Genomic DNA, 18,145 nt, shown 5'->3' with positions numbered 1-18,145 from the left:
TTTGCTAGTCTTCTCCAGTCGCTGAGCCCCCGTAGCTCAGGGGATAGAGCACCGCCCTCCGGAGGCGGGGGCGCAGGTTCGAATCCTGCCGGGGGCACCAGACACGATCGGCACGACAGAGGCCTCTGACCGGGAACACCGGTCAGGGGCCTTGTTCGTGTGCGCGTCCACTTCCCCGGATCTGTAAACAACCCTTGCTAATAGCCGTTACGAACGTCAATATGTGGAGATCGCGGGACGTCGAAGCCTGGGGAGTGAGCCATGAGAAGCCGTCGGATTTTCGCAGTGGTGGCCGGGGCGGCGATGACCGTCGCGGCCGCCGTCGCCTTCGTCCCCAGCAGCATGGCCGCCGTGTCCTCGGCGGACGCCGTCCCGATGGTCGCCTGCACGGCGCCGGGTTGGGCCGAGGGCACCACCTACCAGGCGGGCACCCAGGTCACCTACGGCGGCCGGCTCTACCAGGCCCTGGTCACCCACACCGCCCACCCCGGCGCCGGCTGGAACCCGGCCTCGACCCCGTCGCTGTGGCGTGACCTGGGCGCGTGCTCCGGCAGCACCCCACCGCCCACCACCCCACCGCCGACCACGCCGCCACCCACCACCCCACCGCCGACCACTCCCCCGCCCACCACGCCCCCGCCGACCGGCGGGACCTGCGCGGTGAAGTCGCGACCGACCGGCAAGGTGCTCCAGGGCTACTGGGAGAACTGGGACGGCGCCTCCAACGGCGTACACCCCGGCCTCGGCTGGATCCCGATCACCGACAGCCGGCTGGGCCAGCACGGCTACAACGTGATCAACGCGGCCTTCCCGGTGATCCGCTCGGACGGCACGGTGCTCTGGGAGAACGGCATGGACGCCGGCGTCAAGGTGGCCACCCCGGCCGAGATGTGCCAGGCCAAGGCGGCAGGCGCCACCATCCTGATGTCGATAGGCGGGGCCGCCGCGGGCATCGACCTCAGTTCCAGCGCGGTAGCCGACCGGTTCATCGCCACGATCGTGCCGATCCTGACGACCTACCACTTCGACGGCATCGACATCGACATCGAGACCGGCCTGACCGGCAGCGGCAACATCAACACCCTGTCCACGTCACAGGCCAACCTGATCCGGATCATCGACGGGGTGCTGGCCCGGATGCCCTCGAACTTCGGCCTGACCATGGCGCCGGAGACGGCCTACGTCACAGGCGGCAGCGTCGTCTACGGCTCGATCTGGGGGTCGTACCTGCCGATCATCAAGAAGTACGTGGACAACGGCCGGCTGTGGTGGCTGAACATGCAGTACTACAACGGCAGCATGTACGGCTGCGCCGGCGACTCGTACCCCGCCGGCACGGTGCAGGGCTTCACGGTGCAGACGCAGTGCCTGAACAACGGCCTGACCATCCAGGGCACCACCATCCGGGTGCCGTACGACAAGCAGGTCCCGGGCCTGCCCGCGCAGATAGGCGCGGGCGGCGGCTACCTGTCGACGTCGCTTGTCACGCAGGCGTGGAACTCCGTACCCGGTCTCAAGGGTCTGATGACCTGGTCGGCGAACTGGGACGGGTCGAAGGGCTGGACGTTCGGCGACAACGTGAAGCGCCTGCAGGGGCGTTGAGCCAGAAGCCCACCGCCGAACCGGAAGGATCGGCGGTGGGCTTCGGTGCCGCTCAGTGCGCGTCGGCCGGCACCAGCCTCAGGGGCGTGTCCGGCGCCGAGGTGGCATCCGGGCCGCCGTCGGCACCCGAGCGTCGCTCGCGGCGCTTGAGCCACGTGTCGATCACGAGGTTCAGGACCAGCCCGACAGCGCCCCAGATGGCGATGACCAGCAGGTTCTGCCCGACGCCGACGCCGTCGAAATACCGCAGTGACCGGGCGATGTCGACCGCCGCGGGCAGCGGCAGCACGTCCTGGAGGGGGCGGAACACCTCCGGGACCAGGTACACCGACATGCCACCACCGGAGGCGGGCACGCCGGCCATCATCAGCACCACCATCATCGGGATGATGCCCGCCAGGCCCACGGTACGGGTGAGCACGCCGGTGGCCAGGGAGACCGAGAAGATGGTCAGGGCACCGTAGCCGATCATCTCCAGGGCGTTGCCGCTGATCGCGCCGATGAGCACGTCGAAGAGGAACCACAACCAGACGGACATGCCTATCGCCCAGCCGCCCAGAAGGGGCAGGAACTGGGGCAGGCGGCGTACGTGCGGGGCGCCTCCGCGCAGGACGGCGAGGAACAGGAAGCCGGCCATGATCCAGGACATGCCGACGTACATGCTGTTGCTGCCGCCGGTGTCGGTCTCGCTCAGGGTCTGCACGTCGGTCAGGGTGAGCGGAAGGTCCTGGGCTGCGGCGATCGGCTGGAAGATCGAGCGGATCGTGGACTGCTGGCTGGCGTTGGCGGCGGATGCCGAGTACAGCGTCGCAGGAGTGCCGGGCGCCGACGGCAGGACAAAGGCCGCCACGGTGTCCCGCGCACGGATCTGCCTGGTGGCCTCATCCACCGTGTCGGCGACTGTGACGTCGAGGATGCCGTCAAGCTGTGCGTTGAGACCGGCAGCTGTCTGCTGAGCCTGCCCCGGGGCGGCGGCGACCACGACGACAGGGATGTCGTGCGGTTGCGGTTTGTGCATGGAGAATCCCATGGCACCCACGACGACCACGAGGATGGCCAGCGGGAAGCCGGCAGCGGCCACGTACCGGAACCGCTTGGAGCGCGGAGGCCCGCCGGCGAGGGCCGGGGCCTTCGCGTCGGGGTCGGGGATCGGCGGTACACCGGGGATGACGTTGCCGCTCGCGCTGCGCTCCCTGAGCAGGCAGAGCGCGAGGGCGGCCACGATCCACACGGCCAGGACGAGCAGGTGGGTGCCCAGACCGTTGCCGTCGAAGTACAGGACCGAGCGCAGCGCCTCACCTGCCGCCGGGAGCGGAAGCACGCCGTGCAGGAACTGGAAGAAGCCGGGCATGTTGTGCACGGACAGCGCCAGGTTCGACGCGGGCATGCCGAACACGACCCAGAGCAGCATGCCGGGCAGCACCGCCAGGGGCCCGACCAGCTTGGAGAGCAGCAGCTGGGCCAGGCCGACGGCCGCGGTGGCGAGCATGCCGACGCCGAGGAAGGTGAGGTAGTGGCCGTCGACGGCGCCCACGACGGGCCCGAGGATGAGCCAGATGATCGAGCTGGTGACCGCGGACCAGCCGGCCAGTACGGGCAGGAACCGTCGCAGCCGCAGCAGGTGGGGTACGCCCATCACCATGATGCTCAGCGGCACGTAGCCCGCCAGCATCATGCCCATGGCGGCGAACAGGACCGCGATGCCGGCCCGGTCCCCGTCGGGTAGCGGTGCGACGTCCTCGGTGGTGGTCTGCCAGCTGTTCTGGACGGCAATGGGCGCGAGCAACTGCTGGACGGTGGCGTTCTGCGAGGCTCCGGCCGCCGAGGCGGTGAGGATTGTCGCGTTGGCGCTGCCGTCGGTGGGCATCACGAGCGCGCCTGTGGCTTCCTGATCGTGCAGCAGGTCGACCGCGTCGTCGCGGCTGGCCACCAGGGTGGCCTCGGTGCTGTCACCCGGAGCGGCGTTGAGCCCGTCGACGACCGCCTGCGCCGTGGTGCCGCTGCCGACGACCGCTACCGGCATGTCCCTGGGGTGCGGCGAGTGCATGGTCGACATGTAGGTCGCGAACATCATCGTGACCATGAGGAACGGCATCACGAACAGGGCGACCATTCGAATGATCTGTTCCTTGCGGTCCGCGCCGGGCGGGCGGCCGTCCACCACGTCGGCAGCCTCGATCACGGCTTCGGTATCCATGCACGCTCCAACTCATGTTTGTACGCCACTTGACTTACAAACTGTAGGCGGCGGATGCCGGGACCGGGAATCCGGCTAGGTTGACCTGAGTCACAGTCGGGCGAAGACACGAGGGGGCCGGGCATGAGGCGGTCCGAGGCGGCCCGCACCGCGCTGCTGGACGCGGCGGAGCGACTGTTCGCCGAGTCGGGAGTCGCCGAGGTCTCCGACCGCAGGGTGGCCGAGGCGGCCGGCAACACCAACCACTCGGCGGTGCGCTACTACTTCGGCGGACGCGAGGGCCTGCTGAAGGCGCTCATGGCCCGCCACGTGCACGCCGTGGCGGAACAACGCGAGGGCATGCCCCCACCCGAGAACTCCGTCCTCGGCGACATCCGCGGTCTCGTGGAACCGAGCATGCGGGTTCTCGACCAGCTACCGCGCCCGAGCTGGCGGGCCCGGTTCCTGGAACACATGCTGCACAACCCCGCCACCCAGCCGATCATGCGGGAAGCCCAGGACACCACGCCGCAGGCACTGGAGCTGCGCGAGTCACTGGCCGCGCGGCTACGACACCTCGACCCGGAGGTGGTCGCCGGCCGGGCGCTCCTGATCACCCGCATCGTCAGCACCACGACGGCCGAGGTCGAGGCACGCGCCGAACGCAGCGGCGAAGACCCGCGATGGCCCGAGGTCGGCGACTTCCTCGTCGACGCCATCGCCGGAATGCTCAGCGCTCCCGTCAGCCGGCCACGCTAGGCCGATCGCTGAGCGCACGTCGCTGCCCGCGGGCGAGATCACCGGGGCGGTTCAGCCGGTTTCCCGGCGGGCGCGGGCCCGGCGCTTGCCCTCGTGCATGGCCTGCACCCGGGCCACCGGGATGGTCCGGCCCTCCGCCACCAGGTCTTCGGGGAGCGGCTGCGGCGCCGGCATCGCGGCCGCCCACCTGTCGGCGCCGGCCAGCAGCGACGGCGCGGTCCGGATGGTGAAGTCGGCAGGGGTCACCTCGGTCAGGTCGGCCCAGTCGACAGGGAAGGAGACCGGTACCCCGGGGCGCAGCCGGGGGCTGTACGCGGCCGCCACCGTCGCGCCGCCGGCCCGGGTGGCGTCCACGAAGACCCGGCCGCCCCGCTCCTCCTTGATGTACGCCGTGGTGGCCAGCGCGGGGTCGATCCGTTCGGCGCGGACGGCGAGCGCCCGGGTGGCGGCGGCCACCTCCTCGGCGTCGGGGTCGCCGGCCAGCGGGACGAAGACGTGCACGCCCTTGGCGCCGCTGGTCTTGACCGCCCCGGAGAGGCCGGCGTCGGCGAGCGCCTGCCGGACCAGCAGCGCGGCGGCGACCGCGGCGGAGAATCCGCCGCCCTCGGGTGGGTCCAGGTCGAGCACCAGGTGGGTCGGGCGGTGCTGGTCGGCGACAGTGTTCAGAGTCGGGTGGTACTCCACAGCCCTCTGATTGGCGAACCAGAGCAGGGTGCGCCTGTCGTCGCAGAGGGCGTAGGAGATCTCCCGGTGCGACGCCTCCGCCCAGATCGGCACCCGACGCACCCAGTCGGGGGTGTACCGGGGAAGGTTCTTCTGCATGAACGGCGGCTGGCCGGGGCGGACCCGGATCACCGACAGCGGCCGGTCCCGCAACTGGGGCAGGATCTGGTCCGCCACCGCGTCCAGGTAGTCGACCAGGTCGCGCTTGGTCGCGTCGGCGGTGTCGGACAGGGGCTGGTCCAGGTTGGTCAGGGCCACCCCGTCGCGGGTCTCGTCAGCCTCGCTCATCCGATCACCCTCTCGGCCCCGGCGTCGTCGGTCAACCGGGCGCGTTGTTCCGAGCCGGATTGTTTCCGGTGCCCGCCGTCGCCGGCCGGCGCATCGGCGTCGGTCAGCGGGCCGGCCTGCCGTCGCGGCAGCGTGCCCAGCGCCACCAGCAGCGCTGCGACCACCAGGGCGGCGGCCACTGCGAACGCCGTCCGGTAGCCGGCCGCCAGGGCGGCGGTCTCGGCCGAGCCGCCGGCCCGCAGGACGTCGGTGCGGGCGGCGGCCAGGGTGGCAAGCGCGGCCAGTCCGACCGCCCCGCCGACCTGCTGGGTGGTGTTGGCGAGCCCGGACGCGAGCCCGGCGTCCGCGTCGGTCGCGCCGGCCATGGCCAGCGTGGTGACCGCCGGCAGGGTCAGACCGCCGGCCACCCCGAAGATCACCATCGCGGGGAGCACGTCGGCCAGGTAGCGACCGTCGGCGGGCAGCCGGGCGAGCAGCAGGAAACCGACTGTCGCCAGCCCGAGCCCGGCCAGCAGCAGGCTCCGGGCACCCCACCTGGCGATGAGCCGACCGGCCAGGCTGAGCGAGACCACCGCGATCACCACCGGGGTGGGCAGGAACGCCCAGCCGGTCGCCGCGGCGTCCAGCCCGAGCACCAGTTGCAGCTCGACGGCGAGCAGGAACTGGAAGCCGAAGAACGCGGCCACCATGAGGAACTGCACGGTGTTCGCCGCGACCAGGCCCGGCACCCGCAGCACCCGGCCCGGCAGCAGCGGGGTGGCCGCCGCCCGCTGGCGTACCGCGAACCCGCCGAGCAGCAGCGCCGCGATCGCCGCCGCGCCGAGGGTCCGCGGGCTGGTCCAGCCGTGCTCGCCGGTGCCCACGATGGCCAGCACGGTGGCCATCAGGCCGGCGGTGGCGAGCAGCGCGCCGGACACGTCGAGGCCCGACCGCAGGCCGATGCCCCGTTCGGCGGGGAGCTGGCGGACGGCGACGAGCAGGATCGCCGCCCCGATCGGGAGGTTGACCAGGAAGATCGAACGCCAGCCGGCAAGGTCGGTGAGCACGCCTCCGGCCACCGTGCCGACCGACGCGCCGGCCGCGCCTGTGAAGCTGAAGACGGCGATGGCGCGGGCCCGCTCGGCCGGTTCGGGGTAGAGCCGGACGATCATGCCGAGGCTGACCGCCATGGCGAGCGCGCCGCCGACACCCTGCCCGAAGCGCGCGCCGACCAGCTGCGCCGGCCCGGTGGCCGCCGCGCAGGCCAGTGAGGCCAGGGTGAACAGGGCGACGCCGGCGAGGAAGACGTGGCGCCGGCCGAGCAGGTCGCCGAGGCGTCCGGCGAGCAGCAGCAGCCCGCCGAACGCGACCAGGTACGCGTTGACCACCCAGGCCAGGCCGGCGGGGGTGAAGCCCAGGTCGCGTTGGACGGCGGGCAGCGCCACCGAGACGACGCTGCCATCCAGGATGATCATCAGGCTGCCGGCGCAGAGCACGAGTAGGGCAGGCCAGCGGGCCGGGGCGGTACGGTCCATCGAGAATCCTCCTCCTTGGTGCACGCTTTGTTACTGACGCCATCGTCTGTGACCATGAGTCGGAGCGGAAGGAGGCACTGTGATGTCCCAGAGGAACAGCGATGTGTCCGCGCAGGTCGAGGCGGAGTTCACCTGCGCCGCCGGGAACGTGCCGTTCACCCCCGGGCAGGCCCGGGCGTGCACCGTCCGCGAGGTGCTGGACCGGGTCGGCGGCAAGTGGAGCATCGGCATCCTGGTGGCCGCGTCGAACGGCCCGGTGCGCTTCACCGAACTGGAGCGGCACATCGAGGGCATCAGCCGCCGGATGCTCACGCTGACCCTGCGCAACCTGGAGCGCGACGGCCTCCTGCACCGCACGGTCTACCCGACCGTCCCCCCGAAGGTGGAGTACACGGCGACCCCGATGGCGATGGAGCTGTACGAGTCGCTGGTCGCGCTGACGAGCTGGGCCGAGCGGCACCGCCGGGCCATCGCCGAGGCGCGGACCAGGTACGACGCCGAACACGCCGGCTAAACCAGGAGGTGGTGTGGGGAACGCCACCAGCCTTCTCTGACCGATCGGTCAGGCTCTGACCGATCGGTCAGGCATGCTGGTCCACGGAGGTGGACCGGTGATGGCAAGAGCGGTGTCCGAGACACACGGCGAGATCCTCGCCGCCGCGGCGCGACAGTTCGCGGTGACCGGCTACCGGGGCACCTCGTTGCAGGACATCGCCCGCGAGGTCGGCGTCTCCAAGGCAAGCGTCCTCTACCACTTCGCCAACAAGGAAGCCCTGCTCGCCGAGCTGATGGCCCCGGCCATCGCGATGTTGCAGTCCCTCGACGACAAGCTCGCCGGCCTGACCGGGGCCGCCGCCCAGGAGGTCGCCGCGACCGGCTTCGTCGACCTCGCGGTCCGGTTCCGCCGGGAGATCGCGGTCCTGCGCGGCGAGTTCCCCGAACTGCTGTGCCAGCCGGCCTTCATGCACATCCAGGAGATCTCCGACCGGCTGCGGAACGCGCTGGCCGGGTACTCCGACCGGCCGAGCGCCCAGATCGCCGCGCTGGTGCTGCTGGCCGGCATCTCCGAGGCGTGCGCCGAGTTCGTCGACGTGCCCGAGGACGACCTGCGCCCCGCCCTGCTCACCCTCGTCCGGCGGGCCGTCGAACCCGTCGACGCACCCCAGCCCCAAACACCCACGACCGAGGACAAGGAATCCTGATGGCCACCCTGCTCTACCGGCTCGGCCGGGGCGCGTTGCGCCGGCGACGGCTCGTCGTCGCGCTCTGGCTCGTCGTACTCGTCGGCGCCGGCATCGCCGCGGCGACCCTGCGCGGCCCGACGGCGAGCAACTTCACCATGCCGGGCACCGAGAGCCAGCAGGCGCTGGACCTGCTCTCCGAGCAGTTCCCGGCCGCCAGCGGGGCCACCGGCACCATCGCGGTCAAGGCACCAGGTGACGGCCAACTGGCCACGCCCGAGGGCCAGGCCGTGGTGCGGGAGCTGGTCCAGCAGGCCGCCACGCTGCCCGGCGTGGTCGGCGCCGTCGACCCGTTCCAGGCCGGCGCGGTCTCGCCGAACGGCCGGTACGCGCTGATCCAGGTCCAGTTCGCCACCGGTGGCGACGAGGTGACCGACGAGCAGCGCACCGCGTACGAGGAGGTCGGCTCGGCCGCCGAGGCGAAGGGTTGGCAGGTCGCCCCGGGCGGCGAGGTGCTGGGTGGCGAGCCGGAGATCGGCTCCACCGAGGCGCTCGGCGTGCTCGTCGCCGCGATCGTCCTGATCATCACCTTCGGTTCGCTGGTGGCGGCCGGGATGACGATGCTCAACGCGCTGATCGGCGTGGGCGTCGGCATGGCCGGCCTGTACGCGCTCAGCGGTGCCATCGAGTTGACCACCACGGCGCCGATCCTGGCGCTGATGCTCGGTCTCGCGGTCGGCATCGACTACTCGCTGTTCATCACGTCCCGGCACCGGCAGAACCTGCTCGAGGGCCTGTCCCCCGAGGAGGCGGTCGGCCGGGCCGTGGGCACCGCCGGTTCCGCTGTGGTCTTCGCGGGTGCCACGGTGGTCATCGCCCTCGCCGGGTTGGCCGTGGTCAACATCCCGTTCCTCACCGTGATGGGTCTCGCCGCCGCCGCCACGGTCACCATCGCCGTGCTCGTGGCGATCACCCTCCAGCCCGCGCTGCTCGGCTTCGCCGGCAACCGGGTGCTCCCGCGCCGGCTGCGCTCGGCCGTCGACGCCGCAGCCCCGGGCGACGCGGTGGGCGAGGAGAAGCTGCCGGTCGAGGACCGCTCCGGATTCGGCTTCCGCTGGGCACGCTTCGTGACCCGTTTCCGCGTACCGGTCATCCTGGTCGCGTTGCTCGGCCTGGGGCTGCTCGCGCTGCCCACGCCGGACATGCGGCTGGCCCTGCCGGACGCCAGCACGGCGACGGAGGGCTCCCCGGCCCGGGTGTCGAGCGACCTCACCACCGAGGGCTTCGGTCCGGGCTTCACCGGCCGGCTCGCAGTGGTCGTGGCGGGCGACGACGCGCAGGCGACCGCGGCCGCCGTGCCGCAGGTCACCGCACTGATCCAGCGCACCGACAACGTCCTCGCGGTCGCGCCGCCGCAGCTCAGCCCGGACGGTCGGACGGCGCTGCTCGGCGTGGTGCCGAAGACCGGCCCGACCGACGAGGCCACCGAAACCCTGGTGCAGGACGTTCGCGACGCGGTCGGCGGGGTCCAGGGCGCCGAGGTGCTGCTCACCGGCGTCACCGCGATCGGGATCGACGTCTCGGAGAAGCTCTCCGACGCGCTGCCGATCTACCTGCTGCTGGTCGTCGGGCTCTCGGTGCTGCTGCTGATGCTGGTGTTCCGCTCACTGCTGGTGCCGCTCAAGGCGGCGCTGGGCTTCCTGCTCACCGTGGCCGCCACGTTCGGCATCACGGTGGCGATCTTCCAGCAGGGCCACCTCGCCAGCCTGGTCGGGCTGGACACGCCGGCCCCACTGGTCAGCTTCCTGCCCATCCTGCTGATCGGCATCCTGTTCGGGCTGGCCATGGACTACGAGGTGTTCCTGGTCTCCCGGATGCGGGAGGACTTCGTGCACGGCGACACCGCGCGCGAGGCCACGATCAGCGGCATGGGCCACGGCGCCCGGGTGGTCACCGCCGCCGCGCTGATCATGATGTCCGTCTTCGGCGGCTTCGTGTTCCTCGACGACCCGATCATCAAGTCGATGGGCTTCGCGCTCGCCATCGGCGTGGCCATCGACGCGTTCGTGGTCCGGATGACAATCGTCCCGGCGGTGATGTCCCTGCTCGGCGACCGCGCCTGGTGGCTCCCCCGCTGGCTCGACCGGGCCCTGCCGAACGTCGACATCGAAGGCGAGGGTCTCCGCACCCACCTGGAGGACCACACTCCGACCCGGGTGTGACCCGGTAGACGAACGAAGGCGCGGTGTCCGCTCGGGCACCGCGCCTTCGTCACGTCCGGACCGTGCTCAGACGCCCGCCGGGTACGTCTCCATCTCACCGGCGGCGGCCGGGACGGGCAGCGGGTGCAGGGCAGTCGTCTCGTCGCACCAGATGAAGGCGTCGTAGCGTTCGCCCAGGCGGGTGGGCACGTAGTTGCCCCAGGACTCGAACGACGGGTCGTAGACCACCCCGATCGCCCGGTGGTCCGCCGTCCCGGTGACCCACCCCGGCTGGTCGTCGCCACCGAAGACCAGCACCGCCCGCTCGGGCATCAACTCGTGCAACCGACGCTCCACCGAGCCCTCCCGGGCCGGCGGGACGACCATCGCCTCCGACGGCGAGCCCCACCGCGGCGCGGCGATCACCGTGCCCCGGTAGCTGCCGAACCCGACGAGCGCCACCGCGTCGTCGCCGTGCCGCTCCCGCGCCAACTGACCGATGTTGACCATCCCGTCGGCGGCCATGTCGGTGGCCCGCGCGTCCCCGACGTGCGTGTTGTGCGCCCAGACGATTCCCCGCGCGTCCGGGCCGTACCTGTCGAGCAGCCGGTCCAGCGTGTCCTGCATGTGCGTGTCCCGGATGTTCCACGAATCCGGCCCACCGGCCACCATCGCCCGGTAGTAGCGCTCCGCGCCGGCCACCACCTCCGCGTTCTGCCAGGCCGAGAAGCGGTCCGGGCCGTCCGACATGGCCTGTTCCCGGGTACGGGCCAACAGCCGGACGACCTCCTCCTCACAGCGCGCGGAGACGAACCGGCTGGCCGCGCCGTACTCCTCGACCCGCTTGCCGTACGGCTCGAAGCACCGGTACGCGTCCTGCGCCGCCTCCAGCGAGGTCGGGTCCTCCTCACCCAGGTAGTCGAAGATCGCCTGCATCGACTCCCAGAGGCTGTACACGTCGAGGCCGTGGAACCCGGCCCGCTGACCGTCCGGCCGCTCCAGGTTCCAGGCGCGCAGCCAGCGGCAGAACCGGGCCACCTCGGCGTTCGCCCACATCCAGGTCGGCCAGCGTTCGAAGCCCTCAAGCGCGGTCTGCGGATCGAGGGCCCCGCCGGGCGCGGCGGTCACCGACCGGTGCACCCGGTCGCAGTCCGGCCAGTCGCCCTCCACCGCCACGAAGGAGAAGCCGCACTCCGCGATGAGCCGGCGGGTGAGCTGTTCGCGCAGCCGGTAGTAGTCGTAGCTGCCGTGGGTGGACTCGCCGATCATCACCACCCGGGCGTCCCGGACGCGCTCCAGCAACGGGTCGAAGTCGCTCGGCGCGCCGAGCCGCTGAACCAGCATGGCAGCGGCTACCCGGCGCTCGCGCCGACAAACCGTCGGCGCGCCGCCCGGCGACACGCCGTCGGCGTGTACGTGTGGTCCGAGCGGGTAGCCGGCCGGCATGACCGTCACCGGGGTGCAGTTGCAGGAGTACCTGGCCGGGCTCGACTACCCGGTCTCCCGCGAGGACCTCGTCCGCTGGGGGCAGGAGAACGGGGCCAGCACCGCCATGTTGCAGATGTTGCGGGCGTTGCCGGCGGAGCAGTTCGAGTCGCCGGCCGAGCTGAGCGAGGCGCTGACCACCCTCGCCTGACGCCCGGTTCACCTCGCGTGCAGTAGCCGGAACAGCACCAGCCACTGTTCCGGCCAGACGTACCCGACAGGGGCATCCGGCGCGATCCGCGTCGCCCGCAGGGCGGACGCGACCCGGGCCGGCGGGTGGTGTCGGCGCAGGGTCGCGGCGAGGGAACCGCCGAGGCCCTCGAACCCCAACCCCACCAGCCTCCGGTACGCCGGCAGCGCCGCAGCCGACAGCAGCGGCTCCGGCCGCCGTTCGATGCGCAGGATCCCGGCGTCGACAGCCGGCACCGGCCGGAACGCGGTACGCGGCACCCGCCCCGCCAGCCGCCACTCGACCTCCGGCCAGGTCTGCACGGTGAGCCGGGTCCACCTGCCGTAGTCGCCGCTTCGCCGACGGGCGTACTCCAACTGGGTGAGCAGGGTCGCCGAGCGTAACCGGGGCGCGGCGAGGCACCAGCGCACCACTGCCGAGGTCAGCGACCACGGGATGTTGCCGACCACAGCGAACGGCTCAGGTGGAGGCTCCGCCGCGAGGAAGTCGGCCTGCTGGTGCTCGACGTTGGGCAGGGCCGCGCAGACGGCGGCCAACTCCCGGCCCGCGGCCGGGTCCACCTCGTACGCCGTCAGTCGCCCGCAGCGGGCGGCGAGCGGCCGGGTCAGCTGACCGCGGCCGGCGCCGACCTCCAGCAGGAGCCCGGTGGGGTCGGGGTCGGCGACGCGGACCAGCCGCGCGACGGCGGCCCGGTCGGTGAGGAAGTTCTGGCTGAGTACGCGACGGGACCTGTCTCGTTCGGTCCGTCGAATGTTGCGGGGCGCCACGGGTCGTCGTCCTGTCTGTCGCCACTCGGCGACGGGCTGGACAGGCAGCCGGGATTCCGGGCCTGTCCGAGTGGATCGGGACTCGAACGGCCCTGGACGATGGCACGGGGTACGCGACGACGAGGCGGCAGCCTCGTGCCGTTGCAGAAGATCAGCGGGGTGGGGCGACGGCCCCGACTCACCGCGAGGATGGACCGATCAGCGGCAGGTTGCGTCCCAGCCGGCCAGGGCCGGACGCCGGACTCGCGGACGGGACACCAGCAGGGCACCCCGGGCGGCCGGCGCACCGACCCCCTCGATCAGGGCATGCGTGAACATGCCCGCCACCCTACCGATCCCACTCCCCCACCCCCACCGATTTCCTCCCACCCCTCCCGACCGGGGTTGGATGGGGTTACGGGAGGGGGATGGTGCGGGATTCGGTGCGGGCGGTTTCGGCGGCGGCGAGGATGGTGACCACCTCGCGGCCGAAGCGCACGTCGCAGCGGTGGTCACGGGTGCCGGCACGGACCTGCTCGACGAGCTGGTCGATGGCCACGCCGAACGCGGTCGCGGCGTCGTTCTCGCCGTACGGCACGGTCTCGATGCCGTTCTCCCCGTAGAACACGAACTCGCGGGTCATCGACTCCTGCGGCGCGTCCAGGGAGAGCGAGGCGCTGCTGGTGGCACCGCCCTCGTGGGTGAGCAGCAGGTGCACCATCCCGCTCGGCCCGTCCATCGCGGCGACCCGGGTCACCCGGCCCAGCACCGGCAGCAGGATGGAGAGCGCGTGCGGGGCGATGTCCCAGAGTGCTCCGTGCTCCCGACGCCACAACGAGCCGCCGTACGGGCTGCCGTCCTGGAAGATCGACGCGAAGGCGACGGTCCGCCCGTGCTGCCAGCCCCCGGCGGCGGCGGTGGCGGCGAGGAACGCCGTCACGTTCGGCTGGAACCGCTGCGTGAAGAAGACGACCGAGGCGACCCCTGAGGCCTCGGCGGCAGCGACCACCCGGTCGGCGTCGGCCACGCTGAGCGCCAGCGGCTTGTCCAGCAGCAGGTGCCGGCCCGCGGAGGCGGCCCGGACCGCGATGTCGGCCTGGATGTCCGGGGGCAGCGCCACGGCCACCGCCTCGCACTGCTCGATAAGCGCGTCCACGTCGCCGTACGCGGGCACCCCGTACCGTTCGGCGAGCGCGGAGGCCCGCTCCGGGTTGCGCCCCCACACCCCGACCAGCTCCGCGTCCGGGTGCGCGTGCAACGCCTTGCCGTGCGTCTCGATCGCCCAGTGACCGGTGCCGAACAACCCGAACCGCAGCACGTGTACCTCCGCTGTCTCCCCCGCCCGCGGCAACGCCACGGACGTGATCCACGCTAGTCGCACCGGCGGCCGTGACGGCGGCGGGTTCGACCAATCGAAGCAGCTCACCCTGGTCTGATCCCGGTAGCGCCGGGTCCGATTGCCGCCAGACGCACCGGGTGCGGCGAGGCAGTCTCGACGACATGCCGAGCACCAATCCAGCGATCACCAGCGGTGTCGCGACGTTTGAACACTGGTACGACTTCACCGAGGGCGGTCCCGTATACCGTGCCCTGCTGCCGTTCCCGTCGACGGCGCCCGCCCCGTTCGAGGTTGCCCGTTGGTCGGTCGCCCCGAATACCTCGAACGACCTCGACGTCCATCGGTCTCGTGAGGTGTGGATCATCGTGTCCGGTACCGGAACCCTGACGTTCGCCGACCGGACGGACGTGCTGCGGGCCGGCGACGTCGCGGCGTTCGACAGCACGGTGCCGCACCAGATCCGGAACGACGGACCGGAACCGCTCCTCGCCGTCTCCGTCTACTGGCTGCAGGCAGGCGACTGACGCCGACCCGGGAAGCGGAGGACTTGCGGAACACGGCACCTCGACGGCGCGCGTCACACGCGGAGAGGCAGGGCACGCCTTTACTACGACGGTTAGTAGGCTGTGCCGGTGACCGAGGCAACGACCGGGTGGGTCCGGTGACCGGCGTGGGCGCCGACTCGCCTGTGGACGGGATCGTCGCAACCGTGCCGATCGTGCTGTCGCTGCTCGTCGCGGCGTGGGCGCTGGTGGCGGCGGTACGCCACCGGCCACCGGACCGGGTGCAGTTCGTCGGTCTGGCCGTACTCGAGGTGGCGTTGCTCGTGTTGGGCGTGCTGGCGCTCGTCGCGGTGGGCGGCGGGGATCGGCCCGGCGAGCCCGGCGCCTTCTTCGGCTACCTGGTCACGCTTGTCTGCCTGCCGCCGCTGGCCTGGGTGCTGGCCCGGATGGAGCCGACCCGTTGGGGGTCGGCGATCGTGTGCGCCGTCTGCCTGGTGGCCCCGGTGGTGGTGGTCCGGTTGCAGCAGACCTGGGAGGTGCTCGGTGGTTGAGACCGAAACGGCCAGGCCTCGCACGAACTCCGGCCCGGGTCGACTGCTGATCGCTGTCTACCTGCTGTTCGCCATCGCGGCGACGAGCCGGGCGGGCCTGCAGATCGCCACGAAGTTCGGCGAGGCGCCTGTGGCGTACCTGCTGTCCGCGCTGGCCGCGCTCATCTACATCGTGGCGGCGGTGGGCCTGGCCCGGGCCGGGCACACCGGCCGGCGGGTCGCGTTGGCCTGCTGTTCGGTGGAGCTGGTCGGCGTGGTCGCGGTCGGCGTCCTGAGCCTCGTCGACAGGGAACTCTTCCCCGACGAGACGGTCTGGTCGCAGTTCGGCAGCGGGTACGGCTACATTCCGCTGGTGCTGCCGGTGCTCGGCCTGTTCTGGCTGTGGCGCACCCGCCACGACCACGCCTGACCAGGCTCAGTTCCGGGGGCCGCCGGCGACGTAGATGACCTGCCCGGAGACGAAGCCCGCGCCCTCGCTCACCAGGAACGAGATGGTGTGCGCGACGTCCTCCGGCCGGCCCGGTCGGCGGACCGGGATCTCGGCTGCGGCGTGCTTCTGCAGGTCCTCGAAGTCGACCTTCATCCGGGCGGCGGTGGCCGCGGTCATGTCGGTGACGATGAAGCCTGGCGCTACCGCGTTGGCGGTGATCCCGAACGGCCCCAGCTCGATGGCGAGCGTCTTGGTGAAGCCCTGGAGGCCGGCCTTGGCGGCGGCGTAGTTCGCCTGGCCCCGGTTGCCGAGCGCGGAGGTGCTGGACAGGTTGACGATCCGGCCCCACTTGCGGTCCACCATGTGCTTCTGGGCGGCCTGGCTGAACAGGAACGCACCGCGCAGGTGCACACCCATGACGGTGTCCCAGTCGGCGTTCGTCATCTTGAACAGCAGGTTGTCGCGGAGCACGCCCGCGTTGTTGACGAGCACGGTGGGCGCGCCCAGTTCGGCGGCGATCCGGGCCACCGCCGCCTCGACCTGGTCCCGGTCGGACACGTCGGCGCCCACGCCGAGCGCCCGGCCGCCGTCCGCCGCGATGGCGTCCACCGTCTCCTTGGTGGCCGACTCCTCGATGTCGACAACGGCGACGGCCAGACCGTCAGCGGCCAGCCGCCGGGCGGTGGCCGCGCCGATACCGCGCGCGGCTCCGGTGACGATGGCGACGCGGGGCTCCTCCGACATGACTACCTCCGGGTAACTTGGGGTGATCGGAGGAGCTTAGCGTCAGAACCCCCGACCCCGGCATAGGCGAATCCACCGGTATCCGTGGCCGGAGACCTTCACCGCGCCGAGCTTGCCCAGGTCGCCGTAACCCCTGTCGGCGAGCACGTCGATGGGCATGTCGGCCTCCGGCTCCAGGCTGCTCAGGTCAACCTCGACGTCGTCGGTACCGAGGTTGTGCACGAAGACCATGGTCCCGGTCGGCCCGTCCGCCCGGTGCGCCAGCACCCCGGCGGGCATCGCCACGTCGATGTGCGTCGTCGAACCGGACCCGATCTCCGGGGCCTCGCGCAGCGTACGGATCATGCGCTCGAACCAGGCGAGCAGTGACTTCGAGTCGCTCCGCTGGGCGGTGACGTTGACGTTCTGGTAGCCGAACTCACCCTTGTCGATCACCGGACGGACCAGCTTCTCCGGGTCCGCCGTGGAGAAGCCGGCATTGGGCTGGTACGACCACTGCATCGGGGTACGGATCGCCTCCCGACCGGGCAGCGACAGGTCCTCGCCCATCCCGATCTCCTCGCCGTAGCGCAGCACAGGCGTGCCGCGCATCGAGAACTGCAGGGCGTACGCCAGTTCGAGGTGCCGCCTGTCGTTGCCGAGCATCGGGGCGAGCCGGCGACGGATGCCCCGGTCGTAGATGCGCATGTTCTCGTCCGGGCCGAACTTCGCGTACACCTGGTTGCGCTGTTCGGTGGTCAACCGGGACAGGTCGATCTCGTCGTGGTTGCGCAGGAACGTGGCCCACTGACCGCCGACAGGCAGCTTCGGGGTGTCCCGCAGCGCCTCGATCAGCGACTCCGGGTCCTCGCGCGCCAGGGCGAGCATGAGCCGGCCGTTGAGCATGAAGTCGAAGAGCATGTGGATGCGGTTGCCGGAGCCGCTGCCGTCACCGAAGAACGTCGGGAGCTGGTCCGGTTCGACGTTCGCCTCGGCCAGCAGGACGGCGTCGCCGCGCCGCCACTGCACATGCTGGCGCATCTCGGTGAGGAACTCGAAGTCCTTCGGCGAGTTCGGGTTGCCCGGCTCGGTCAGCTCGATGATGAACGGCACGGCGTCCATCCGGAACCCGGAGACGCCGAGCTGGAGCCAGAACGACATGATCTTCTTGACCTCGGCCCGGACCTGCGGGTTGGCGAAGTTGAGGTCCGGCTGGAACTTGTAGAACCGGTGGTAGAACCACGCCTTGGCGGTCCGGTCGTAGCTCCAGGTCTCCTTCTGCTCGCCGGGGAAGACCATGCCCTGGTGCCTGTCGTCCGGCTCGGTGTCGGACCAGACGAACCAGTCCCGGTACGGCGAGTCCGGCGACGAGCGGGCGGACTGGAACCACGGGTGCTCGTCGGAGGTGTGGTTGACCACCAGGTCGATGATCACGCGGATGCCCCGGTTCTGCGCCTGGTGCAGCAGCTCGGCGAAGTCACCGAGGGTGCCGAAGCGCGGGTCCACGTTGTAGAAGTCGGTGACGTCGTACCCGTCGTCGCGGTTCGGTGACGGGTGGATCGGGTGCAGCCACAGGCAGGTCACGCCCAGCCGGGCCAGATAGTCCAGCCGGCCGATCAGCCCACGGATGTCACCGACCCCGTCGCCGTCCGAGTCGGCGTACGTGTCGATGTCGAGGCAGTAGACGACGGCTTCGGAATACCAACGGTCACCCATGCCGGAGGAACATCTCCC

The 18,145-nt window shown here is 71.4% G+C and carries 17 protein-coding genes and 1 tRNA gene; 10 read left to right on the top strand and 8 right to left on the bottom strand.

What is annotated here, in order from left to right:
* Window positions 1-25 precede the first annotated feature (25 nt).
* Together ACZ6N8_RS21000 and ACZ6N8_RS20995 are read left to right on the top strand one after the other, a co-directional pair.
* Window positions 26-100, top strand: a tRNA-Arg gene (locus ACZ6N8_RS21000).
* A 161-nt stretch (window positions 101-261) separates the two neighbouring features.
* Entirely contained in the window at window positions 262-1,602 is a 1,341-nt protein-coding gene (locus ACZ6N8_RS20995; protein WP_466012070.1) for a carbohydrate-binding protein, read from the top strand.
* A gap of 52 nt (window positions 1,603-1,654) precedes the next feature.
* On the opposite strand, the gene ACZ6N8_RS20990 is transcribed toward ACZ6N8_RS20995, so the two are convergent.
* Window positions 1,655-3,799, bottom strand: a complete 2,145-nt coding sequence (locus tag ACZ6N8_RS20990; RefSeq protein WP_466012068.1) for an ABC transporter permease — start codon at window positions 3,797-3,799, stop codon at window positions 1,655-1,657.
* Window positions 3,800-3,922: 123 nt separating this feature from the next.
* Between ACZ6N8_RS20990 and ACZ6N8_RS20985 the strand changes: the two genes are divergently transcribed.
* Window positions 3,923-4,537, top strand: a complete 615-nt coding sequence (locus tag ACZ6N8_RS20985; protein WP_466012067.1) for a TetR/AcrR family transcriptional regulator — start codon at window positions 3,923-3,925, stop codon at window positions 4,535-4,537.
* A gap of 51 nt (window positions 4,538-4,588) precedes the next feature.
* Here ACZ6N8_RS20985 and ACZ6N8_RS20980 read toward each other — a convergent pair whose 3' ends face one another.
* Window positions 4,589-5,548, bottom strand: coding sequence for a DNA polymerase domain-containing protein (locus ACZ6N8_RS20980; RefSeq protein ID WP_466012065.1), 960 nt, complete (start codon window positions 5,546-5,548; stop codon window positions 4,589-4,591).
* On the bottom strand, window positions 5,545-7,062 hold the full coding sequence (locus ACZ6N8_RS20975) for an MFS transporter (protein WP_466012063.1): 1,518 nt from the start codon (window positions 7,060-7,062) through the stop codon (window positions 5,545-5,547). The genes ACZ6N8_RS20980 and ACZ6N8_RS20975 overlap by 4 nt, the downstream gene beginning before the upstream one ends.
* Before the next feature lie 79 nt (window positions 7,063-7,141).
* On the opposite strand from ACZ6N8_RS20975, the gene ACZ6N8_RS20970 reads away from it, so the two are divergent.
* The 3 genes from ACZ6N8_RS20970 to ACZ6N8_RS20960 all read left to right on the top strand — a co-directional run bounded on the left by ACZ6N8_RS20970 (window position 7,142) and on the right by ACZ6N8_RS20960 (window position 10,465).
* Window positions 7,142-7,576 carry a winged helix-turn-helix transcriptional regulator gene (locus ACZ6N8_RS20970; protein ID WP_357989438.1) on the top strand — a complete coding sequence of 145 codons (435 nt, stop codon included), beginning with the start codon at window positions 7,142-7,144 and terminating at the stop codon, window positions 7,574-7,576.
* 100 nt (window positions 7,577-7,676) lie between these two features.
* A complete protein-coding gene (locus ACZ6N8_RS20965; RefSeq protein WP_466012061.1) occupies window positions 7,677-8,264 on the top strand; it encodes a TetR/AcrR family transcriptional regulator in 588 nt (195 codons plus the stop codon).
* Window positions 8,264-10,465, top strand: a complete 2,202-nt coding sequence (locus ACZ6N8_RS20960) for an MMPL family transporter (RefSeq protein WP_466012059.1) — start codon at window positions 8,264-8,266, stop codon at window positions 10,463-10,465. The genes ACZ6N8_RS20965 and ACZ6N8_RS20960 overlap by 1 nt, the downstream gene beginning before the upstream one ends.
* Before the next feature lie 66 nt (window positions 10,466-10,531).
* Here the strand turns inward: ACZ6N8_RS20960 and ACZ6N8_RS20955 are convergent, their stop codons facing one another.
* Entirely contained in the window at window positions 10,532-11,788 is a 1,257-nt protein-coding gene (locus tag ACZ6N8_RS20955; RefSeq protein ID WP_466012057.1) for an erythromycin esterase family protein, read from the bottom strand.
* Window positions 11,789-11,888: 100 nt separating this feature from the next.
* On the opposite strand from ACZ6N8_RS20955, the gene ACZ6N8_RS20950 reads away from it, so the two are divergent.
* On the top strand, window positions 11,889-12,080 hold the full coding sequence (locus ACZ6N8_RS20950) for a DUF2795 domain-containing protein (protein ID WP_400307814.1): 192 nt from the start codon (window positions 11,889-11,891) through the stop codon (window positions 12,078-12,080).
* An 8-nt stretch (window positions 12,081-12,088) separates the two neighbouring features.
* Here ACZ6N8_RS20950 and erm read toward each other — a convergent pair whose 3' ends face one another.
* Both erm and ACZ6N8_RS20940 read right to left on the bottom strand, forming a co-directional pair.
* Window positions 12,089-12,886, bottom strand: coding sequence for an ErmE/ErmH/ErmO/ErmR family 23S rRNA (adenine(2058)-N(6))-methyltransferase (erm, locus tag ACZ6N8_RS20945; protein WP_466012055.1), 798 nt, complete (start codon window positions 12,884-12,886; stop codon window positions 12,089-12,091).
* Window positions 12,887-13,280: 394 nt separating this feature from the next.
* Entirely contained in the window at window positions 13,281-14,183 is a 903-nt protein-coding gene (locus ACZ6N8_RS20940) for a Gfo/Idh/MocA family protein (RefSeq protein ID WP_466012182.1), read from the bottom strand.
* Window positions 14,184-14,365: 182 nt separating this feature from the next.
* On the opposite strand from ACZ6N8_RS20940, the gene ACZ6N8_RS20935 reads away from it, so the two are divergent.
* The 3 genes from ACZ6N8_RS20935 (at window position 14,366) to ACZ6N8_RS20925 (ending at window position 15,667) form a co-directional block, all read left to right on the top strand.
* Entirely contained in the window at window positions 14,366-14,728 is a 363-nt protein-coding gene (locus ACZ6N8_RS20935) for a cupin domain-containing protein (RefSeq protein WP_466012054.1), read from the top strand.
* Between the two features lie 137 nt (window positions 14,729-14,865).
* Window positions 14,866-15,258 (top strand): hypothetical protein, encoded by a 393-nt coding sequence (locus ACZ6N8_RS20930; protein ID WP_354826187.1) that lies wholly within the window; start codon window positions 14,866-14,868, stop codon window positions 15,256-15,258.
* Entirely contained in the window at window positions 15,251-15,667 is a 417-nt protein-coding gene (locus tag ACZ6N8_RS20925) for a hypothetical protein (protein WP_364373999.1), read from the top strand. The genes ACZ6N8_RS20930 and ACZ6N8_RS20925 overlap by 8 nt, the downstream gene beginning before the upstream one ends.
* 6 nt (window positions 15,668-15,673) lie before the next feature.
* Here ACZ6N8_RS20925 and fabG read toward each other — a convergent pair whose 3' ends face one another.
* Entirely contained in the window at window positions 15,674-16,432 is a 759-nt protein-coding gene (gene fabG, locus ACZ6N8_RS20920) for a 3-oxoacyl-ACP reductase FabG (RefSeq protein ID WP_466012051.1), read from the bottom strand.
* A gap of 42 nt (window positions 16,433-16,474) precedes the next feature.
* Window positions 16,475-18,127 (bottom strand): alpha-amylase family protein, encoded by a 1,653-nt coding sequence (locus ACZ6N8_RS20915; protein WP_466012049.1) that lies wholly within the window; start codon window positions 18,125-18,127, stop codon window positions 16,475-16,477.
* Window positions 18,128-18,145: the final 18 nt, after the last annotated feature.

The sequence above is a fragment of the Micromonospora sp. NPDC047521 genome, assembly GCF_055587305.1.
Note: the sequence above shows the minus strand (reverse complement) of the source record. Positions and strands in the feature narration are given on the sequence as shown.

Bases quoted from the DNA above. Each gene is read 5' to 3' on its own strand.
- ACZ6N8_RS20985 (WP_466012067.1), top strand. From the start codon at position 3,923: ATGAGGCGGTCCGAGGCGGCCCGCACCGCGCTGCTGGACGCGGCGGAG.
- fabG (WP_466012051.1), bottom strand. From the start codon at position 16,432: ATGTCGGAGGAGCCCCGCGTCGCCATCGTCACCGGAGCCGCGCGCGGT.
- ACZ6N8_RS20915 (WP_466012049.1), bottom strand. From the start codon at position 18,127: ATGGGTGACCGTTGGTATTCCGAAGCCGTCGTCTACTGCCTCGACATC.
- ACZ6N8_RS20960 (WP_466012059.1), top strand. From the start codon at position 8,264: ATGGCCACCCTGCTCTACCGGCTCGGCCGGGGCGCGTTGCGCCGGCGA.
- ACZ6N8_RS20980 (WP_466012065.1), bottom strand. From the start codon at position 5,548: ATGAGCGAGGCTGACGAGACCCGCGACGGGGTGGCCCTGACCAACCTG.
- ACZ6N8_RS20995 (WP_466012070.1), top strand. From the start codon at position 262: ATGAGAAGCCGTCGGATTTTCGCAGTGGTGGCCGGGGCGGCGATGACC.
- ACZ6N8_RS20935 (WP_466012054.1), top strand. From the start codon at position 14,366: ATGCCGAGCACCAATCCAGCGATCACCAGCGGTGTCGCGACGTTTGAA.
- ACZ6N8_RS20965 (WP_466012061.1), top strand. From the start codon at position 7,677: ATGGCAAGAGCGGTGTCCGAGACACACGGCGAGATCCTCGCCGCCGCG.
- ACZ6N8_RS20975 (WP_466012063.1), bottom strand. From the start codon at position 7,062: ATGGACCGTACCGCCCCGGCCCGCTGGCCTGCCCTACTCGTGCTCTGC.
- ACZ6N8_RS20990 (WP_466012068.1), bottom strand. From the start codon at position 3,799: ATGGATACCGAAGCCGTGATCGAGGCTGCCGACGTGGTGGACGGCCGC.
- ACZ6N8_RS20950 (WP_400307814.1), top strand. From the start codon at position 11,889: ATGACCGTCACCGGGGTGCAGTTGCAGGAGTACCTGGCCGGGCTCGAC.
- ACZ6N8_RS20955 (WP_466012057.1), bottom strand. From the start codon at position 11,788: ATGCTGGTTCAGCGGCTCGGCGCGCCGAGCGACTTCGACCCGTTGCTG.